This is a genomic window from Neorhizobium sp. SOG26, from assembly GCF_003491345.1.
Taxonomy (GTDB): Bacteria; Pseudomonadota; Alphaproteobacteria; order Rhizobiales; family Rhizobiaceae; genus Neorhizobium; species Neorhizobium turbinariae.
This window is the reverse complement of record NZ_CP025513.1, coordinates 750,870-769,282: the sequence shown is the minus strand read 5'-3', so window position 1 is coordinate 769,282 and position 18,413 is coordinate 750,870. Positions and strand designations below refer to the sequence as shown.

The 18,413-nt window shown below is 60.4% G+C and carries 14 protein-coding genes; 10 read left to right on the top strand and 4 right to left on the bottom strand.

The features are described from left to right. The first annotated feature begins 154 nt into the window (after positions 1 to 154). Positions 155 to 1,663: an ATPase domain-containing protein gene (locus tag CYG48_RS20220; RefSeq protein WP_118852377.1), complete on the top strand. Its 1,509-nt coding sequence runs from the start codon at positions 155 to 157 to the stop codon at positions 1,661 to 1,663. Further along, the gene (locus tag CYG48_RS20215) at positions 1,647 to 3,689 is read left to right on the top strand and encodes an ATP-binding protein (RefSeq protein WP_118852375.1); all 2,043 of its coding nucleotides are present in this window, start codon (positions 1,647 to 1,649) and stop codon (positions 3,687 to 3,689) included. Before CYG48_RS20220 ends, CYG48_RS20215 begins: the two co-directional genes overlap by 17 nt. Before the next feature lie 31 nt (positions 3,690 to 3,720). Here CYG48_RS20215 and CYG48_RS20210 read toward each other — a convergent pair whose 3' ends face one another. Then, positions 3,721 to 5,490, bottom strand: coding sequence for a thiamine pyrophosphate-requiring protein (locus CYG48_RS20210; RefSeq protein ID WP_340162648.1), 1,770 nt, complete (start codon positions 5,488 to 5,490; stop codon positions 3,721 to 3,723). Positions 5,491 to 5,620: 130 nt separating this feature from the next. Here CYG48_RS20210 and CYG48_RS20205 point away from each other — a divergent pair, with 130 nt between their 5' ends. The 7 genes from CYG48_RS20205 (at position 5,621) to CYG48_RS20175 (ending at position 15,253) form a co-directional block, all read left to right on the top strand. Then, positions 5,621 to 6,577, top strand: coding sequence for a TAXI family TRAP transporter solute-binding subunit (locus CYG48_RS20205; protein WP_118852373.1), 957 nt, complete (start codon positions 5,621 to 5,623; stop codon positions 6,575 to 6,577). Between the two features lie 5 nt (positions 6,578 to 6,582). Continuing rightward, positions 6,583 to 8,526, top strand: coding sequence for a TRAP transporter permease (locus CYG48_RS20200; protein ID WP_118852371.1), 1,944 nt, complete (start codon positions 6,583 to 6,585; stop codon positions 8,524 to 8,526). Next, positions 8,523 to 9,299 (top strand): IclR family transcriptional regulator, encoded by a 777-nt coding sequence (locus tag CYG48_RS20195; protein ID WP_118852369.1) that lies wholly within the window; start codon positions 8,523 to 8,525, stop codon positions 9,297 to 9,299. Before CYG48_RS20200 ends, CYG48_RS20195 begins: the two co-directional genes overlap by 4 nt. Before the next feature lie 165 nt (positions 9,300 to 9,464). Then, positions 9,465 to 10,481, top strand: coding sequence for an amidohydrolase family protein (locus tag CYG48_RS20190; protein ID WP_118852367.1), 1,017 nt, complete (start codon positions 9,465 to 9,467; stop codon positions 10,479 to 10,481). An 11-nt stretch (positions 10,482 to 10,492) separates the two neighbouring features. Continuing rightward, complete coding sequence (locus tag CYG48_RS20185) at positions 10,493 to 11,947, top strand: aldehyde dehydrogenase family protein (RefSeq protein ID WP_118852365.1); 1,455 nt, start codon at positions 10,493 to 10,495, stop codon at positions 11,945 to 11,947. A gap of 6 nt (positions 11,948 to 11,953) precedes the next feature. Then, a complete protein-coding gene (locus tag CYG48_RS20180; protein ID WP_118852363.1) occupies positions 11,954 to 13,504 on the top strand; it encodes an FAD-dependent monooxygenase in 1,551 nt (516 codons plus the stop codon). 159 nt (positions 13,505 to 13,663) lie between these two features. Next, a complete protein-coding gene (locus tag CYG48_RS20175; RefSeq protein WP_118852361.1) occupies positions 13,664 to 15,253 on the top strand; it encodes a sensor histidine kinase in 1,590 nt (529 codons plus the stop codon). Here the strand turns inward: CYG48_RS20175 and CYG48_RS20170 are convergent, their stop codons facing one another. Next, positions 15,254 to 16,015 (bottom strand): NYN domain-containing protein, encoded by a 762-nt coding sequence (locus CYG48_RS20170; RefSeq protein ID WP_118852359.1) that lies wholly within the window; start codon positions 16,013 to 16,015, stop codon positions 15,254 to 15,256. It abuts the gene before it with no gap. Positions 16,016 to 16,199: 184 nt separating this feature from the next. Here CYG48_RS20170 and dinB point away from each other — a divergent pair, with 184 nt between their 5' ends. Then, positions 16,200 to 17,303 (top strand): DNA polymerase IV, encoded by a 1,104-nt coding sequence (gene dinB, locus CYG48_RS20165; RefSeq protein ID WP_118852358.1) that lies wholly within the window; start codon positions 16,200 to 16,202, stop codon positions 17,301 to 17,303. A gap of 19 nt (positions 17,304 to 17,322) precedes the next feature. On the opposite strand, the gene CYG48_RS20160 is transcribed toward dinB, so the two are convergent. Next, positions 17,323 to 17,826, bottom strand: coding sequence for a hypothetical protein (locus tag CYG48_RS20160; RefSeq protein WP_118852356.1), 504 nt, complete (start codon positions 17,824 to 17,826; stop codon positions 17,323 to 17,325). Between the two features lie 116 nt (positions 17,827 to 17,942). Continuing rightward, on the bottom strand, positions 17,943 to 18,392 hold the full coding sequence (locus CYG48_RS20155; RefSeq protein ID WP_118852354.1) for a DUF2383 domain-containing protein: 450 nt from the start codon (positions 18,390 to 18,392) through the stop codon (positions 17,943 to 17,945). Positions 18,393 to 18,413 lie beyond the last annotated feature (21 nt).

Sequence of the window (18,413 nt, the reverse complement as noted above, 5' to 3'; positions counted from 1 at the left end):
GAACTGCAACCGAACGTAAAAGTAACAGTTACTCCGATTTGCGACCCATCCCCGCCGGCATTTCTTCAACCGGAACGATTTTACTGCCTCCGCGTCTTGCCTTCTACCAAAACACAACGATCGCACTATCTCCACACGCCGTCATGGAGGATGAATGACAGACATCTCAGCAGCGAAAGCGAAGACCGGGGTAGAGGGGCTGGACGACGTTCTATCCGGCGGACTTTCACGCCGTCACGTCTTCCTGCTGGAGGGTGAACCCGGCTCTGGCAAGACGACGATTGCGCTGCAATTCCTGCTGGAAGGTGCCAGTATCGGCGAACGCTGCCTCTACATTACGTTGTCCGAGACTGAAGAAGAGCTGCGCGAGAGCGCTCTGTCGCACGGCAAGGAAATAGGGAACCAGGTCACGATCTTCGAGCTTGTTCCGCCCGAGAGCCTGCTTGATGCGGACCAGCAGCAGAGCCTGCTCTACTCCTCCGACCTGGAACTCGGCGAAACCACCAAGCTCATCTTCGAAACCTTCGAGCGGGTGAAGCCGCATCGGGTGGTCATCGACAGCCTTTCGGAAATCCGGCTGCTCGCCCAAAGTTCGCTGCGTTACCGACGCCAGATCCTGGCACTGAAACACTTCTTTTCCCGCTCCGATGCCACGGTCCTGCTGCTGGACGATATGACCTCGGAAGCCATGGACAAGACGGTTCACAGCGTCGTGCACGGCGTCATTCACCTGGAACAGCTTGCACCGGATTATGGATCCGAGCGGCGTAGACTTCGCGTCCTGAAATACCGTGGCCAAGCCTTCCGCGGCGGCTACCACGATTTTATCATCAAGACTGGCGGCGTCGCCGTGTTTCCGCGGCTGCGTTCCATCGAGCACAGGTCCAGCTTTGAGCGGACGATCCTGCGGAGCGGCATCAGCGGGTTTGACGATCTGCTCGGCGGCGGCATCGCGCGCGGATCAAGCACGCTGCTGATCGGCCCGGCCGGCACCGGAAAGAGCCTGTTTGCCTTGCACTTCGTCGAAGCTGCGATTCGACGCGGCGAGCGCGCGGCGGTGTTCGTCTTCGATGAAGAACTCGGCCTGCTGTTCTCCCGCACCAAGGCCATGGGGCTCGATCTTGAGGCCATGCAGGCTGACGGGCTCGTTTACATCGAGCAGCTCGACGCCGCCGAACTGTCACCGGGCGAGTTCGCCCAGCGTGTACGGGACAGGGTCGCCAGCTTCTCCGCAAAGACCGTCGTCATCGATAGCATCAATGGATATCAGGCTGCGATGCCGGGGGAAAATGCCCTCATTCTCCACATGCACGAATTGCTGCAATACCTGAACCGGCAGGGCGCCAATACCTTCATCACCGTCGCACAACACGGCCTGGTCGGGGACATGAAGTCCCCGGTGGACGTGACCTACCTTGCTGACACCGTCATCCTGCTCCGTTATTTCGAGGCGGAAGGGCGGGTTCGCCGCGCAATTTCCGTCATCAAGAAGCGTACGGGCCATCACGAGGACACCATTCGCGAATACAAGATCGGCACCAAGGGGCTGACGCTCGGCGAGCCACTTTCCGGCTTCCAGGGGATCCTGCGCGGCGTCCCTATCTTTGTGGGCGACAGGCAACCCTTGCTGCAGAACCATGACGAGGATGGCTCCCATTCTTGAGCGCGACGTGCTTGGCCTGATCCATGCCCCGCTGGGCCGCGATGCGCAGATCGCCGCAACCTTGCTTAAGGAAGCGGGACTCTGCGCGAAAGTCGCGCCCACGTTGGATGATCTGGTGGCAAGCCTCGACGACAGGACCGCCTTCGCAGTGATGACCGAAGAGTCCTTGCGCTGGGCAGACCTGCGTCCGCTTTCCTCCTGGATCGAGGCCCAGCCAAGCTGGTCGGACCTGCCCTTCATCATCATGACGGCGCGCGGCGGTGGGCCGGAGCATAATCCGGCTGCTGCCCGGCTGTTGGAGGTGCTCGGCAATGTCAGCTTTATCGAGCGACCCTTCCACGCAACGACATTCATCAGTGTTACCCGCTCCGCCATGCGCGCGCGCCGCCGGCAGTACGAAGCACGGATGCGCATGGAAGCGCTGGACGAAGGGGAGCGCCGCCTCCAGACGGCCCTGCAGGCGGGTCGGCTTGGCGCATGGGAGCTAGACCTCGCAACCAGTGCACTAACGACATCTTCCACCTGCAGGGGCATATTCGGCCGTGGGCCGGATGATGACTTAACCTATCAGGACCTGCTGCAATCCATACATGCCGAAGACATCGAGCGCATGAAGGAAGCGGTTCGCAACACGATTGAAACGGGAGCTGACTACGCGGTCGCCTATCGCACTGTCTGGCCCGACGGCTCCGTCCATGGCGCGGAAATCCGCGCACAGCTTCACCGCGACCGCACGGGGCGGCCTGTCAAGCTCGTCGGCGTCTCGGCAGACATCACCGAACGGCTGAAGGCGGAGGAGCAGCAACGTCACCTTAACGAGGTTCTGGAGGAGCGTGTCGCCGAACGCACGCGCGAGCTTGAAGAGGCGCATCAGTTGGTGCTGGCGGAGGTGAGTCAGCGCGAACGTGCCGAAGAACAGCTTCGCCAGGCACAGAAGATGGAGGCGATCGGCCAGCTGACGGGCGGGGTAGCACACGACTTCAACAACCTGCTGATGGCGGTGCTGGGCAATCTGGAGCTTCTGCGCAAGCACGTAGCTGGCGACGTGAAGGCGACTCGGCTGATCGATGGCGCGCTTCAGGGCGCAAAACGCGGAGCCTCGCTAACCCAGCGGCTGCTTGCCTTTGCCCGCCGGCAGGACCTTCAGGTGGGGCCGGTTGATCTCGCGCGCCTCGTCACCGAGATGGAAGACCTCTTGCAGCGGTCAGTCGGCTCGCGCATCGCGGTGGGGGTCGCCGTTCCGGAACGGCTTCCGCCGGTTTCGGCCGATGCCAACCAGGTGGAACTCGCCCTGCTCAACCTCGCGGTCAACGCGCGTGATGCGATGCCGGACGGCGGCGCGATCCGCATCGAACTCAAGGAGATTGAACACACCACGGAAGCCGATGGGCTTGTGCCCGGTCGCTATGTCGTGCTTGCGGTCATCGACCAGGGTCAGGGCATGGATGCGGCCACTTTGCAAAAGGCGATCGAGCCATTCTTCTCAACGAAGGAGCTCGGCAAGGGTACCGGCCTCGGTCTTTCGATGGTCCACGGTCTTGCGCTGCAGCTGAACGGCCGGTTGAAGCTGACGAGTGCTCCGGGCAAGGGAACGACCGCCGAACTCTGGATCCCGGTCTCGACCACTGATGTTCCGGAACAGGAGCAACGAACAGCGACCGAAACCTCCGCCGAAGCCAGCCCAAAACGTATCCTGCTCGTCGATGACGACGTGCTGATCGCCATGAGCTCCGCCGACATGTTGAGCGACCTCGGCCATGAGGTGGTCGAGGCGCATTCTGGCAAGGAGGCGCTTGCCTTGATCGACGGCGGCGCCACCTTCGACCTGATGATTACAGATTATTCGATGCCCGGCATGACCGGCGCAGAACTGGCGAAGGCCGCCCGCGACCGCTTGCCGAGGCTGCCGATCCTCCTTGCCTCCGGCTACGCCGACCTGCCTGTCGGCATAGAGATTGACGTGGCGCGCCTGGCAAAGCCCTATACCCAGGAGCAGTTGGCCACCATGCTGGGTAAGGTGCTCTAAGCCGCGACCAAAGCACTCTCCGATACGCCGTTCACCGGTCGTCAGAAACGGCGATCTTGAGCTCCAGCATCGCCTGCCGCTTCTCACGACGGATTACGTCGATTGCCCTCTCAAGTGCCGCGGGCAGGTCTTGGCCATGTTCGACGCGTTCGGTATAGGCGCGGCTTGCGGCCGCGATATTTGTATAGTCAGGCGACGGCTCGAGCGACACGAGCGGCATCCTGTTGGCTTTTACCGCAGCGCCCTCCGGATAACTCCGCACGACCGAGCGCCGCACCGCGTTCCAGATCCCGTTGTTCTTCACTATCGTCAGCACCGGAAGCTGAAGCGCCTCGGCAATCTGGTGACAGGCAACAGGGTTGGAGAACATGTAGGATCCATCGCCGACGCAGGCGATGCAGAGCCGGTCGCGGTCCGCGAGCTGAGCGCCCAGTGCCGCAGGTAGCCCCCAGCCGAGGCCGCCGGAATGCGGGTTGTTGAAGATGCGGTTTGGTCCGGTGACCTTCATCATGTCGGGCACGATCCCAAGCTCGGAGAACACTACTGCACGCTCGTCCATCGCCTCTGAGAGGCAGTGGCTCATCCACTCCGCCGTCATCGGGTCTTCGCAGCCCGCTACCGCGAGCGAGGCTGCTCGCTCCAGTCGCTCCCGGCTGCGCCCCGCGATCAGGTTCCGCCGTTCCGCAACATCCGCCAAGAGAGGCCGCATCGCTTCCGCAAGCGCAGCGACGCCTGCAGCGGGATCGCCGATGATGGAAAGATCGCTGCGGAAGCCTCTAATCGGCATACGTTGAAACTGCGGATCAGGGCCAAGGTGGATGACTCGGGTACCCTCGCCCGGACGATGCAGAGATTCCATCCAAGGAATGGCGCTGTCCACAACGAGAACGACATCCGCTTCGGCGAGCGGCGCTTTCACGTCGTAGCCGAGGAACATCGGATGCTTCGACGGCATGACGTTGCGGACGGTGAATGGCTCAACCACCGGAATCGCGAATTCCTCGGCCAATTTCAGGATCTCTTGAGCAGCACTTCCATCGGGGCTGCTACGCTGGCAGATGACGAGTGGAGCGCGCGCGCCGGAAAGCCAGTCTGCCCCGATACGGATTGCCTCCGGATCCGGGTAGGCTCGCGACGACACCGCCTGCGGCGAGGCAGGACGTGCCGCCGAGGCCGGCACCGTTTCCATGAGAGGTTCGCGCGGCAGGCTGACGTAAACGGGGCCGCGCGGCTCGCTCATCGCCAGTGTCGTTGCACGTCCCGCCAGCAAGTCTCCCTGCTCCGGATACCGCATCTCGTAATGGAACTTGGTGACATCGCTGACCATCGACGACTGATCGTACATCTCCTGACCGTATTGGATCGGCGTCACCCGGGCACCGCGACGACCGCTTTCGGTTATCGGCGTGCGGCCCGACAGCACCACGACGGGAATATTGTCGCTTGCCGCGTTGATGACTCCCATCACTGAATTGGCCAACCCCACATTCACATGCACCATCGTTGCCTGCGGTTTGCCGGTCACGAGGTAGTAGCCGTGTGCCATTGCGACACTTGCCGTCTCATGAGGAACGGTGATCGGCTCGGGAACAGCATCCTCCGACAGCGATACAAACGCCTCGATGATTGGCGGGAAGTCGGTCCCAGCGTTGGCGAAGATGTAATCTATCCCGTTGCGCTTCAGCCCCAGCAGCAGGGATTCAGCCCCGGTCATCCCCGACTGCGATGTCGATGTTTCATTTTTTACGTCCACGATTTCCTCCCAGACAGCATTCATGGCGAAGCCTTCGATGGCACGCACTGAAGCTCCTGCACCAAAAATGCACTTGTAAAATTGACAAATGCAAGAGAGTATCCGGCAATAATCTCTCATATTGAGATTTTATATCGGTAGCTCGACCGATGGAGGAAACGAGCGGGAGGAACAAGACATGAAGCATACGCTGTTCGCAGTCGCCCTTGCGGCCGGCCTTGCCGTCTTCGGCAATGCAGACGCCCAGACCGTGGGCATCGCTACCTCGAACCCTGGTTCGATCTTCCACAATATCGGCACGGCAGTCGCAAAAGCGGCCAACGATGCAGGCCTCAACGCCACCATTCAACCAGCCACCAGCCCCAATCAGTACATGCCGCTGGTGAATCAGAACGACGTGGAATTCGGCGTCGGCAATCTCGAAGAATTCAATAATGCCCTGAAGGGTGAGGCCTGGTTCAAGGGCAGCGTCAACGAAAACCTTCGCGTGGTCGGGCTCATCATGCCCATCAAGGAAGCGATCTTCGTTCGCGCCGATAGCGACATCAAGACAACGGCTGACCTCAAGGGCAAACCGATGGTGGACGGGTATACCGCGCAGCAGACAATCCTGCCGCAGCTCGACGCGATCTACGCCACGGCGGGCTTGACCCGCGCCGACATGAAGCCGGTGCAGGTACCAAGCGTCGTTGCAGGCGCCGATGCCTTCATTTCCGGCCAGAGTGTCGGGTTCATCTTCGCCCATGGCGCTGGCAAGGTGCGAGAGGCAGATGCGGCCGTTGGCGGGCTGCGCGCGCTGACCATTCCCGACACGGAAGAGGCGAAGGCAGCGATCCGCAAGCACTGGAAATCCGGCTATGTCGTGAAGATGGAGCCAGGACCGGCAACGCCAGGGGTGCTGGAAGCGGGAACTTACATCGCCTACCCGCAGCTCGTTTTCACCAATGCCGCGGCCGATGAGGAAGCGGTCTACAAGATGACCAAGGTCATCTACGAGAGCAAAGATTCCATGAAGGCTGCCTTCCCGCCCTTCGCGGAGTTCGAGCCGAAGGGCATGGTCGGCGAGACAGCACCCGGCGAATATCATCCAGGCGCCATCCGCTTCTACAAGGAAGTGGGGCTTTGGAAAGAGTGACAACCATGGACGCGGAACGCACGAGGGAGCCCGCTTTCGGCGTTCCCGCCCATCTGTGGAAACCGATAGCTGCGGCGCTTGCCGCGGCTATCACGCTCGCCGCAATGGCATGGTCGCTGGACGTGCCGCGCATGATGGGCGTGTCGTATTATCCTCAGCAGTTCCTGGCCGTCATCCTCGCACTGACCCTGCCGCTGACCTTCATGCTTTACCGGCCCAATCGCGAGCGGCGGCTCGACGAAACCCTGCCCTGGCATGACATCGCCTGCGCGATCCTGAGCCTCGGCGCCTGTGCCTACATCGCCATCAACTATGCATCCGTGGTGAACTTCGTCTTCACCCGACCCGTTGAAGCCTGGCTGCCGGGCGTCATCCTGCTGATCCTGCTTCTCGAGGGATTGCGGCGGTCGACCGGCTGGGTGCTGGTCGTCATCATGGTCGTCTTCCTGCTTTACGCGATGTTCGGCAATGTCATCCCGGGCCGCCTGGCTGGCCGCCCCCAGGACTGGCAGAAGCTTGCCGGCTACATGGCCTATGACGTGAACGGCATCTTCGGATTGTCGCTCTCAGTTGGCGCGACCATCGTTGTCGCCTTCATCTTCTTCGGCGCGCTTTTGCAGACGACCGGCGGCGCCAGGTTCTTCACGGATGCAGCACTTCTATCCATGGGGCGCTATCGCGGCGGCTCGATGAAGATTGCAGTAGCCGCTTCCGGTTTGTTCGGCTCGATCTCCGGCTCTGCCGTGGCGAATGTCGTTGCGACTGGCGTCGTCACCATCCCGATGATCAAGCGCGACAAATATCCTGCGCACAAGGCCGGCGCCATCGAAGCGGTTGCCTCGACCGGCGGACAGTTGATGCCGCCCGTGATGGGTGCGGCCGCGTTCCTGATGGCTGAATTCCTGCAGGTACCTTATTCCGATGTTGCGCTCGCAGCTCTCGTTCCTGCGCTGCTCTACTACGGCGCACTCTTCATCCAGGCGGACCTCGAGGCAGCCAAGCTTGGCATCAAGAGCGCGCCCGAAGACCAAATTCCCAGCGGCCGAACCATTGTCGGCGGCCTGCACTTCCTCATCGCGTTCGGGTTGTTGATCTACGCCCTCTTTTCGATGAACTGGCTTCCAGAGCGCGCGGCGTTCCTCGCCTGCGCGAGTGTCGTCGCGACAGCAGCCGTCTTCGGTTATGACGGGATGCGAGCCTCTCTCCGCCAGCTTCTGATGACCGTCGTGGACACCGGAGAGGCCGTGGTCGAAATCGTGGTCATCTCGGCCGCCGCCGGCATCGTCATCGGCGTGATGAACATTACCGGCCTCAGCTTCAACCTTACCTACGCGCTCGTGCAACTCGGCGGCGGCAGCGCAATCGTGCTGCTGCTGATGTCGGCCGTGGTCTGCATCATTCTTGGCATGGGGCTTCCCACGCTTGCCGTTTATGTGCTGCTGGCTTCGCTTGTTGCACCTGCACTGGTCGAGGTGGGGCTGCATCCGATGGCGGCACATCTCTTCGTGCTCTATTTCGGCATGATGTCCATGATAACGCCACCCATCGCGCTGGCCTCGTTTGCGGCCGCAAGCATCGCCAAGGCCGATCCTATCAAGACCGGGATTGCGTCTTGCAAGTTCGGCTGGATCGCCTTCGTGATCCCGTTCATGTTCGCCTATTCGCCGAGCCTGCTTCTTATCGGCGACACGGGTGAGGTGACCTGGGCCGTGATCACGGCAACCTTCGGCATGTGGCTCGTTTCGGCTGCGCTTGCGGGATATTTCGCCAACCGTCTGTCGATGCAGATGCGGATCATCTTCGCCGTGGCAGGCCTGCTTGCGCTCATCCCTGCCGGCGCTTTCCCAGGCGCGATTTACACGGACGCTGTTGGACTTGTGGTAGGGGTACCGGCAATGATATTCGCCTACGTCAACGGTAGAAAAACGGTTCAGCAGGCGGCAACTTGACGACAACGGCGGTCAACAGTCTCGAACGCCTACAGGCTGTGCTGGAGGTCTTCACCGAAGACCGCCTGGAATGGACGCCCGAGGAAATGATGGAGGCGCTGGGCTATAGCCGCCCGACCCTCTATCGTTACCTGAAGATCCTCAAGGCCGCTGGTCTGTTGACGTCAATGCCCAATACCGGCTTTACCCTCGGCCCCAAGATCGTCGAGCTCGACTACCTCCTGAGAAAATCAGACGCGTTGATGAACAGTGGCGCGCCATTTCTCGAAAATCTCGTCTCGCAATACAGTTGCACGGCGCTTCTGGTGCGCTGGTATGGTGAAAAGATCCTCTGCGTGGATTCGCGCAGTTCGGCAAAGAACCCCATCAGTTCCTATCCACGGGGGCGGCCAATGCCATTGAGCCGCGGCGCGATCGGTCGCTCCATCATGGCGTTCCTACCCAAGCGTCATCTGGTACCGCTGATTGAAAAGACCATGGCCGATGTGAAGGCAGTGGGGCTTGGAGATACACCAGAAGAGGTTCAGGAGAGCTTGAAGCGAGTGCGAAAGGCCGGCTTCGCCGTCGCTTATGGTGAAGTCACGCCAGGTGTGGTTGGTATCGCCGCGCCCGTTTTCGACGCCGGGCGTAGCCCGATCGCCAGTATCTGCTGCACGATTTCCGGAAGCCTCGTTGACGGGACCACCATCGATGCAATTGGCCAGCAAGTTCGCCAGGCAGGCGGCGAACTTAGCACCGCCCTTGCCTCGCGCCGGCATCAACAAACATCATAAAATCTCATCATAAGAGAAAACGTGTTGACTTGTGCGGTGCCCCTCCGCATCTTGGCTGAGGGAGGAGCGTGGGGCATCAGCTATCGCCTAGCCTCACCTCACGACGAACGGACGGGCCATTCATCTCTGGAGTGGGCCCGGCAGCATGGCAGGAGGAGGCCATCCATGAAGAAGATCGATATTTTTAACCACATCTGGCCAAAGCCCTTCTTCGATGCGTTGATCAACCACATCGGCACGATGACCGACATCACCATGCGCTCCGGCGCCGTCCCAATGATGACGGAACTGGATCGGCGGTTCGAGGTCATGGACATGTTCGGCGAGGACTACCAGCAGGTGCTGTCCCTCGCCTCGCCCCCGCTTGAAAAGCTTGCCGGACCTGAAAAGGCCGCCGATCTCAGCCGCATCGGCTCTGACTCAATGGCCGAGCTTTGCCAGAAGTATCCCGAACGCTTCCCGGCCTTCATCGGCACGGCGGCGCTTAACAATCCCGACGCGGCTGTTGCGGAGGCACGGCGCGCTGTGGAAGATCTCGGCGCCGTCGGCATGCAGATCTTCACCAATGTCGGCGGTAAGCCGCTCGATCTTCCAGGGTTTGGTCCATTCTTCGAATACATGGCCTCCGTCGGCAAGCCGGTCTGGATGCATCCTGCCCGCGGCGAGAACTTCCCGGACTACCTCAGCGAAAAGCGCTCCGAATATGAGATCTGGTGGACCTTCGGCTGGCCGTACGAGACCTCAGCCGCGATGGCGCGTATGGTGTTCTCCGGCATGTTCGACAAACACCCGGGTCTGAAGGTCATCACGCACCATGCCGGCGGCATGATCCCCTTCTTCGAAGGTCGCGTCGGCCCCGGCTGGGACCAGATGGGCAAACGCACGACGGACCGTGATCTGGCAGCGGTGCGCCGCTCTCTCAAGCGGCCCCACCTCGAGTATTTCAAGGACTTCTACGCCGATACAGCAAGCTTCGGCTCACGCATGGCGATCAAGCATGCAATCGAGTTTTTTGGTGAAGACCACGTGCTGTTTGCCTCCGATGCTCCCTTCGATCCGGAAGGCGGCCCGATGTATATCCGCGAGACGATCCGCATCCTTGATGAGCTCGACGTCTCGGAGGAGGTTCGCCGTAAGCTTTACCAAGATAATGCCGCCAATCTCCTCGGGCTGAAGGTTTGAGGAGAGCGAGCATGATGGACCACGGTCACTTCAGTCTTGTGGATGGCGTCTGGCTTCAAGGCATCAATGGTTGCTACGTCAGCCTCAATCCGGCTGATCGATCGCCAGTCGGCGAGGTGCATGGTCCGGACGCGGCTGTCGCTGAACAAGCCGTTGCGGCGGCCGTGCGCGGGTTCCGCAAAGGCCAATGGGCGCGCAGTCCCCGGACGCGCGCTGCCGCATTGAATGCGATGGCGGATGCGGTTGCCGCCATCGCCAATGACCTTATCGATCTTCTCGTGCGGGAGAACGGCAAGCTACGCGCCGAAGCGACCGGTGAGGTAATGGCGTCTATTTCTGAGCTTCGCTATTACGCGGGGCTCTCACGCGATATCTTCGGCAGGACATTTTCCGGGCAGCCTGGCCAGTTGTCTCTGATCGATAAGGAACCTGCGGGTGTTTGCGCCGTCATCACGCCATGGAACGCACCGCTGACGCTCCTTGTGCGCTCGCTCGGTCCTGCCCTGGCTGCAGGGTGCACCGTCATCGTCAAGCCGCACCGGGCGACGACTGTTGTCAGCAATCTCTTCATGCGCGCGATCACATCGGTCCCAAATCTACCAACGGGCGTCCTTCAATCGCTCAACGATCCGGGGGATTGGGTCGGCGCACGGCTGGTGAACCATGAACATATTCGGGTCATTTCCTTCACGGGTTCCACCGCGACCGGGGCGAAAATCGCAGGTTCGGCGGCCTCTCGTTTCAAGAAGCTATCCCTTGAGCTCGGGGGCAAGGCGCCCGCCGTTGTTTTGGAAGATGCCGATCTCGATCGTGCAGCGCGCGAGATCGCCAAGGGCATCACCGTTCTTTCCGGGCAGATGTGCGTCTGCGTTTCCCGCGTTCTCGTTGACCGCCACATTGCAGAGGCGTTCCGGGATAAGCTCATAGGGGAGCTTTCAGCGGTCCGGCCGGGCCCGGGACACCTCCCATCATCAACCATGGGTGCGATGTTCGATGACGGCGCGGTCGAGCGTCACATGACGAACCAGCAGACGGCACGCGCTCACCCTGACATGGAAGTCCTGCTGGCGGGCGAGGACCTTCGTGATGAAACTGGCGGCTGTTTTGTCACGCCGGCCCTGTTCTCGAGCCGCACCACCGACCATCCGCTGATCCAGAACGAACTTTTCACGCCGATGGCGTCGTTCGAGACTTTCGACAACCCCGAAGAGGCCGTCGCGCTTGCCAACGTTCCTGATTTCGGGCTCGCGGCGAGCGTCCACAGCACAGACATCAACCGCGCGCGGTGGGTAGCGAGCCGCATCGACAGCGGGACCGTTTGGATCAACTGCCATAACCGGCTGTTCGTTGAGGTGGAGACCGGCGGCTACAAATCGTCAGGCATCGGTAGGCTGCACGGAGTCGAGGCGCTTCTGGATTTCCAGGAGACCAAGCATGTTTATCTCGAGAATGATTACGAGCTGTAGGCGCGTATGAGCCACTATGACGTCATCATCGTTGGAGGTGGGCCGGTCGGCATGGGCCTGGCAATCGATCTTGGACAACGCGGGCTCCACGTCGCCGTTCTTGAGAAATACGCGCAGCCTCAGCCGGTACCGAAGGGCCAGAACCTCACCGGCCGCACCATGGAGATTGCGGTCAGCTGGGGCGTCGACAAGCGGCTTCGCGCGCTGCGCACCACAGATCGCGCCAAGAATACCGGCGGTTTGGTTAGCTGGGGGACGCTGCTCTCAGGGTGTAACTACGAGTGGCTGAACCGCGGTTTGGTTTCACGCTATTACGACGAGCCGAACGAGCGTCTGCCACAGTACAAGACGGAAGAAGCACTTCGCGCACGCGCGGCGGAGCTTGGCACAGTAATTGTAGAATACGGTGTGGAGTTCACGAATGTTACCCAGGACGAGTCCGGCTGCCGCGTGTCCGCCAGTCGCAAGGAGGTTGAGACGGAACTCCAACTGACCGCCAGCTACGTCGTTGGCTGTGACGGAAGCCGGTCCCGCTTGCGCGGGCAAGCTGGCCTCGTCCAGACCGTGGACGACCACGACAAGCGCATGCTGCTGGCGGTGTTTCGCTCAACCCAGCTTGACGAAGTGCTCGGCGAGCATCGGCACTATTCCATCTTCAACAACCTGTCGCCTGAGTTGAAGGGTTACTGGCAGTTCCTCGGGCGTGTTGATGACCAGCGGGAATGGTTTTTTCATGCCCCCGTGGGGCTCGAACAGGAATTTAGCGCTGGCGACCTCGCCAAACTGCTCGCGACAGTGGTCGGCAAGCCGTTTGATGTCGAGCTTGTCTACCTCGGCTTCTGGGACCTGCGATTTGCTCTTGCGGATTGCTACCGCAACAAGCGGCTGCTGATAGCGGGAGACGCGGCACATTCCCACCCACCTTATGGTGGTTACGGGATCAATTCCGGCTTCGAGGATGCCCGTAATCTCGGCTGGAAGCTTGAGGCCATCGTCAAAGGCTGGGCCTCGGACGGTCTTCTGGATACCTATGACTTCGAGCGCCGTCATGTGTTCGACTCCACCATCCGCGATTTTATTCGCAGATCCATCGAGAGCGACGCTGACTTCCTGAACAACTTCCACCCTGATCGCAATGCAGAGGCTTTCGCCGCCGAACTGGCACGTCGGCGCGAGTTCAGCGTTCGCGAGGTAGAGCAGTTCGCGCCGCATTATACCGGCTCGCCTCTATCTTATGGGACGCAAGGCCTCCCCTCGGCCCTCGGCAGCCATCAGTTCTCGGCCCTACCAGGCTTCAAGCTGTCGCGACATGCTGACTGTGTCGATCCAGGACCGATCCGGCCGGCTGAAGATTTTGTTCTTGTCACCGGCTCGTCAACATTCGAACCTCCGGCAGGCCTTGCGGCCCCACTGCGTATTGTTGTTTCAGAAACAGCCGAAACGGCGGATCGCGCCATCCTTCTGCGCCCGGACGGATATGTCGCGCTGAATGAACCTATCGCGAATGCCGATCAGTCTCTCGAAACCTACTTCCGGACCAACGGATACCGCCTGTAGCCATTCATTCGATCGGATCGTCCGTGTGTCTCGAGAGGTTAAGAAGCCGTTAAGCCTACCGCCCGGCGCCAAGGACTCCGGTTTCCGCGATAGCGACGGGGCGTTGTCACGCCTCCAGACTCATGCATAATCAGCGTGGTTGACGGAAGGGAGGCGCAAATGCCCCAGGCGGGGATCCGGGTATTCGAACGACTGCCCACTGTCACCATCGAACCGCGGACGGGGAAAGCGTTTGCCTTTGCAGTGATCTGTTCGGCAGCGGCACTGGGCTTTCGCGCAGCGATTGGAATGCTTGATCCTGCTGCACCGCCGTTCCCCGCATTTCTCGTTGCGACGATGATCACGGCGATCGTCGCAGGCAGCATGGCAGGCCTCGTCGGCGCGGTGCTCGGGGTTGTTTTGGCGTGGTTCGTGTTCGTGGAGCATGTGCCCGAGCAGTTTTCCGTCACCGGCCTGCTTCAATATGCACTGATCTCCGGCCTCATCATCTGGATTTCGGATGAATATCGGCGCCTGCTGCGGCGTTCGCAGGAGCGCCAGAAGCAGACCGAGCGACAGATGCGGCTGATCAGTGCCGAAAACGACACGCTGACGTTGATCGCAGAAGACAAGCCGCTGGCCGAGACGCTTTCCAGCGTTGCGCGGACAATCGAGGTGTATTCAGACAATACCGTCCTCGCATCCGTTCTTCTGCTCGATGACGATGGCAAGCGTCTCCGCCATTGTGCCGCACCCAGTCTGCCCGACAGCTACAACAAGGCGATCGACGGATTGGAGATCGGACCATCGGCCGGGTCATGTGGATCGGCCGCATTTCGCGCACAGCCAGTTTATGTTGCCGATGTCGAGACGGCTCCCGAATGGGCAGACTTTCGCGCCTTGGCGCGGCAGCACCAACTCCGAGCCTGCTGGTCCACCCCGATCATGTCACGCATGAATACGGTTTTGGGGACTTTTGCGGTTTATCACCGCGAGCCTCGCTCACCCGAGCCACGAGACATCGAGATCGTCACACTGCTCGTCAAGATTGCCTCGCTTGCGATCGAAAGGGAGCGCAGTCGCGAGCAACGCCATCTTCTGCTGCAGGAACTGGCGCATCGGATGAAGAACTCCTTCGCTGTCGTCAGTGCCATCGCCTCCAACACGCTGAGACGGCATGTCGAAAAATCCCGCTACAGTGATTTCGAGCAACGCCTGACGGCGCTCGCGCGCGTGCAATCCCTGCTCACACAAACGAACTGGACCAGCGTCAGAGTGCACGACCTGATCGACAACTTGGCGACCTCGCCGTTCCGCAATGGTAGCGAGCGTTTCAAGGTCCAGGGACCAGACGTGCGGCTGCCGTCGCAACTGATCTTGCCGTTTGCGCTGTCCATTCATGAGCTCTGCACCAACGCCACGAAATACGGGGCGCTCAGCAACAGCGCGGGCGAAGTGGAAATCACTTGGCGCCATGACGGTGCAACCGATCCAGAGCAACTGGTGTTCCGGTGGGTCGAGCGAAATGGCCCGCCTGTAGCGGAACCGGCCCGCAAGGGATTTGGCTCACGGATGATCAAGATGGCATTCGCCAAGAGCGTCGGCGGCGATGTCGCCTGGCACTTCAAGCCGGGAGGGGTAGAGTGCGAGATCCGTGTCCCGTTTGCGGCGCTCTCGATGAGCGGCGGAGATCACGAGGTACAGAAGCCTGACAATCAGGCAGATACTCCCGCCAGCAGCCCCAAACGCGCTTCTGGCGGAAGAAGCTGATCACGCTGATCCGTTAGCGGCCTTGACCTGCACCGGCTTTGGATGCTGTTTCAACCTGATGCGCAGAGGTCGCCCCTCTACATGATCGACGTCGAAGGCATTCGTCTTCTTGACTAGGTCGCTCAGTTTCTTGAACCCGAAGGTTCGCGGGTCGAAGTCTGACGCCATGTTCCCCAGTTGACTTCCAACAGGGCCCAAAGACACCCATCCATCTTCCGTTTCCATCTGGGCGATCACTTTCCTGATGATGCGCGTGGCGGCACTCAGTGGCTGAAGTGGCGGTGCGGGTGGGGCAGCATCTGCCCCCTCTACCGTTTGAGGCGGTATGAGGTTTTCTGTGTAGATGAAGCGCCGGCAGGCCTGGCGGAAGCTCTCCAGTGTCTTCTGTTCGCCAAAACCGAACACATCCACGCCTTGTTCGCGGATACGGGAAGCAAGGCGGGTGAAATCGCTATCGGAGGAGACGAGGCAAAAGCCGTCGAACCGCCCGCTATGCAACAGATCCATCGCGTCGATCACGAGCGTGATGTCCGAGGCATTCTTGCCCGTCGTATAGGCAAACTGTTGCTGAGGGATAATCGCATGCCGCGCCAACACGTCGATCCATGGTCTGGAGCGGCTGCTGGTAAAGTCGCCATAGATGCGCCTGACACTCGCCTCGCCGATCTTGGCAATCTCGTCGAACAGCCCATCGACGATCCGGGCCGATGCGTTCTCCGCATCGATGAGCACCGCAAGACGTGGCGGACGTGGCTGTGGCATGCAGCAAGCTCCGGAGCGACATGGTCGTGTGCGAAGATGGATGAGGTTACCCCCGGTTGCAATCGGTGGGCGGCGACATTTTCCGGTCGCGGTTAATAGTCATTGATGTTCCGTATCTGTTCCATTAGGTAGCGATTGAACAGCAAGACCTTTGCAACGCGGATGAAGAGGACAGGCAGGTTTAATGGGCGCGGTGCCTGACCAGAACGACGCGCGGCCGATCCGGAAGATCATCCATGTAGACATGGATGCCTTTTACGCCTCCGTCGAGCAGCGCGATAATCCTGAGCTCCGAGGCAAGCCGGTCGCCGTCGGACATGGGCAGGCCCGTGGCGTCGTGGCCGCAGCAAGTTACGAGGCCCGCAAGTTCGGCATCCATTCGGCCATGGCCTCCGTTACGGCAATGCGGAAGTGCCCGGACCTTATCTTCGTGCGGCCGCGGTTTGACGTCTACAAGGCGGTGTCGCTGCAGATCCGGGAGATCTTTTTGGAATATACGCCGTTGATAGAACCCTTATCGCTCGATGAGGCCTATCTCGACGTGACGGAAAACCTGAAGGGCATGCAGGTCGCCACGGAGATCGCGCAGGAAATCAGGGCAAAGATCAAGCAGGCCACCGGCCTCAACGCCTCTGCCGGGATCTCCTACTGCAAATTCCTGGCGAAGATGGCGAGCGACCTCAACAAACCGAACGGCCAGGCGGTGATCACGCCAAAGAATGGGCCGGCCTTCATGGAGGCCCTTCCGATCAAGAAGTTTCACGGCGTCGGCCCAGCGACAGCCGAAAAGATGCACCGGCTTGGCATCAAGACCGGCGCCGACCTGAAGTCAAAGTCGCTCGACTTCCTGGTCCAGCACTTCGGCAAATCCGGTCCCTACTTCTACGGACTGTCGCGGGGGATCGATGAGCGGCAGGTGCGGCCAGATCGGGTTCGGAAGTCCGTGGGTGCTGAGGACACGTTCTCGCAGGACATCCACAGACTGGAAGCGGCGGAAACCGAGGTCGTACCGCTGATCAACAAAGCCTGGCGCTATTGCGAGGCAAACGACATACGGCCGCGAACTGTGACGGTGAAGATCAAGTATGCGGACTTCCGGCAGGTGACGCGCAGCCGATCAACCGCTACGCCGATCAAGTCGGTCGAAATGATCCGCGAGATCTGCAACACGATCCTCGCAGGCGAGTTTCCAAGCGACAAAGGTGTGCGGCTGCTTGGGGTCACCCTCTCCTCGCTTGAACGGCGGAACGCAACGGTGACGGAACAGCAGTTCGACCTTGGCCTCTAGTTCTGCTCCGCCAGAGCGATCAGCTTCGCCGCAAGTCGAGATGCGTCGTAACGATGGACTTGCCGGACGACGGATCACGATCGATCGTGCGGATGCGCAGGCCATCGTTTCCGACCTTCTGGATGGTCATGGTTGCCTTCCGGTCGCCATACATCTCGTTCGCCCAGGTGACGTTGAGATTGATCGTGTTACCCTTCCGGCTGCCCGAGAGAGTGGAAGGCTTGCCTGATACACCGACATAGGTGCCGGAATAGGAGTTGCCGGACGTCTTGACCTTGGCATTGAAGCCGCGCGTCACGACCACAAGCGCACGGCAAGAACCGTCCATCGAGAAACTCGACGCTTGTGCGTCCGACTTCATGTTGCAGGTCACGCTGACATTCTCGCCGCCGAGCTTTCGAAGAACCTTGCCTCCGCCCGTCCAGTTGCCTTCGATGGACTTCAGGAAGTCTTCTTCGGCCGCATATGCGTTGCCGGATAACATTGCGGCCGACGCCAGCGCCGCAGCAAACAGCACTTTCATGGTCCGATCTCCTTGTTTTCGGGAAGAAGAACTAGCGACCGCCGATGACGTTCCCCAAAATGCGCGCTCCGTGCAAGGAGATGAAGACGCCGCAGGCGTCTCCATCTGATCGCGGCTCAAAGGGCCATGGCGGTGGTTTCCATCCAGGCGCGGTGACGCTCTTCGTCCTGGTGGGCCTTTTCGAAAAATGCCTTGGATGCCGGGATGGCATTGGGATGGCGCGCCGCACGTTCATAGGCGGTGACCGTGTCGTCCTCATTGGTCTTCATGGCCTTGAGGATTGCAGCGTCGCCGAGCAGGTCGGCGAGGGCGATCTTGCCGGTGGTCAGCATCTGCTTCATGTCGCCTTCTGTCGGCGCTTCTATTCCGAGCTCACGCGCCATGTCGTTGAGCACCACGAGGTGCTGGAGATGATCCTGCTTGAACGTCGCGATTTGCGCAGAGAGGCTGCTATCGTTCAGCCGCTCGATGCAGGAGTCGTAAGCGGCGATTGCATCGTGCTCGAGATAGATCAGGTCCTTCACCAGACCCTTGATGTCGGATTCGTTTCCTACCATCGTTACCATTGATGTCTCCTCGTTGTTGAG

What these genes read in the sequence shown, in the direction of transcription:
- dinB (WP_118852358.1), top strand. Translation starts at nt 16,200, where the DNA reads ATGGGCGCGGTGCCTGACCAGAACGACGCGCGGCCGATCCGGAAGATC.
- CYG48_RS20200 (WP_118852371.1), top strand. Translation starts at nt 6,583, where the DNA reads ATGGACGCGGAACGCACGAGGGAGCCCGCTTTCGGCGTTCCCGCCCAT.
- CYG48_RS20155 (WP_118852354.1), bottom strand. Translation starts at nt 18,392, where the DNA reads ATGGTAACGATGGTAGGAAACGAATCCGACATCAAGGGTCTGGTGAAG.
- CYG48_RS20220 (WP_118852377.1), top strand. Translation starts at nt 155, where the DNA reads ATGACAGACATCTCAGCAGCGAAAGCGAAGACCGGGGTAGAGGGGCTG.
- CYG48_RS20170 (WP_118852359.1), bottom strand. Translation starts at nt 16,015, where the DNA reads ATGCCACAGCCACGTCCGCCACGTCTTGCGGTGCTCATCGATGCGGAG.
- CYG48_RS20215 (WP_118852375.1), top strand. Translation starts at nt 1,647, where the DNA reads ATGGCTCCCATTCTTGAGCGCGACGTGCTTGGCCTGATCCATGCCCCG.
- CYG48_RS20175 (WP_118852361.1), top strand. Translation starts at nt 13,664, where the DNA reads ATGCCCCAGGCGGGGATCCGGGTATTCGAACGACTGCCCACTGTCACC.
- CYG48_RS20185 (WP_118852365.1), top strand. Translation starts at nt 10,493, where the DNA reads ATGATGGACCACGGTCACTTCAGTCTTGTGGATGGCGTCTGGCTTCAA.
- CYG48_RS20205 (WP_118852373.1), top strand. Translation starts at nt 5,621, where the DNA reads ATGAAGCATACGCTGTTCGCAGTCGCCCTTGCGGCCGGCCTTGCCGTC.
- CYG48_RS20190 (WP_118852367.1), top strand. Translation starts at nt 9,465, where the DNA reads ATGAAGAAGATCGATATTTTTAACCACATCTGGCCAAAGCCCTTCTTC.
- CYG48_RS20180 (WP_118852363.1), top strand. Translation starts at nt 11,954, where the DNA reads ATGAGCCACTATGACGTCATCATCGTTGGAGGTGGGCCGGTCGGCATG.
- CYG48_RS20160 (WP_118852356.1), bottom strand. Translation starts at nt 17,826, where the DNA reads ATGAAAGTGCTGTTTGCTGCGGCGCTGGCGTCGGCCGCAATGTTATCC.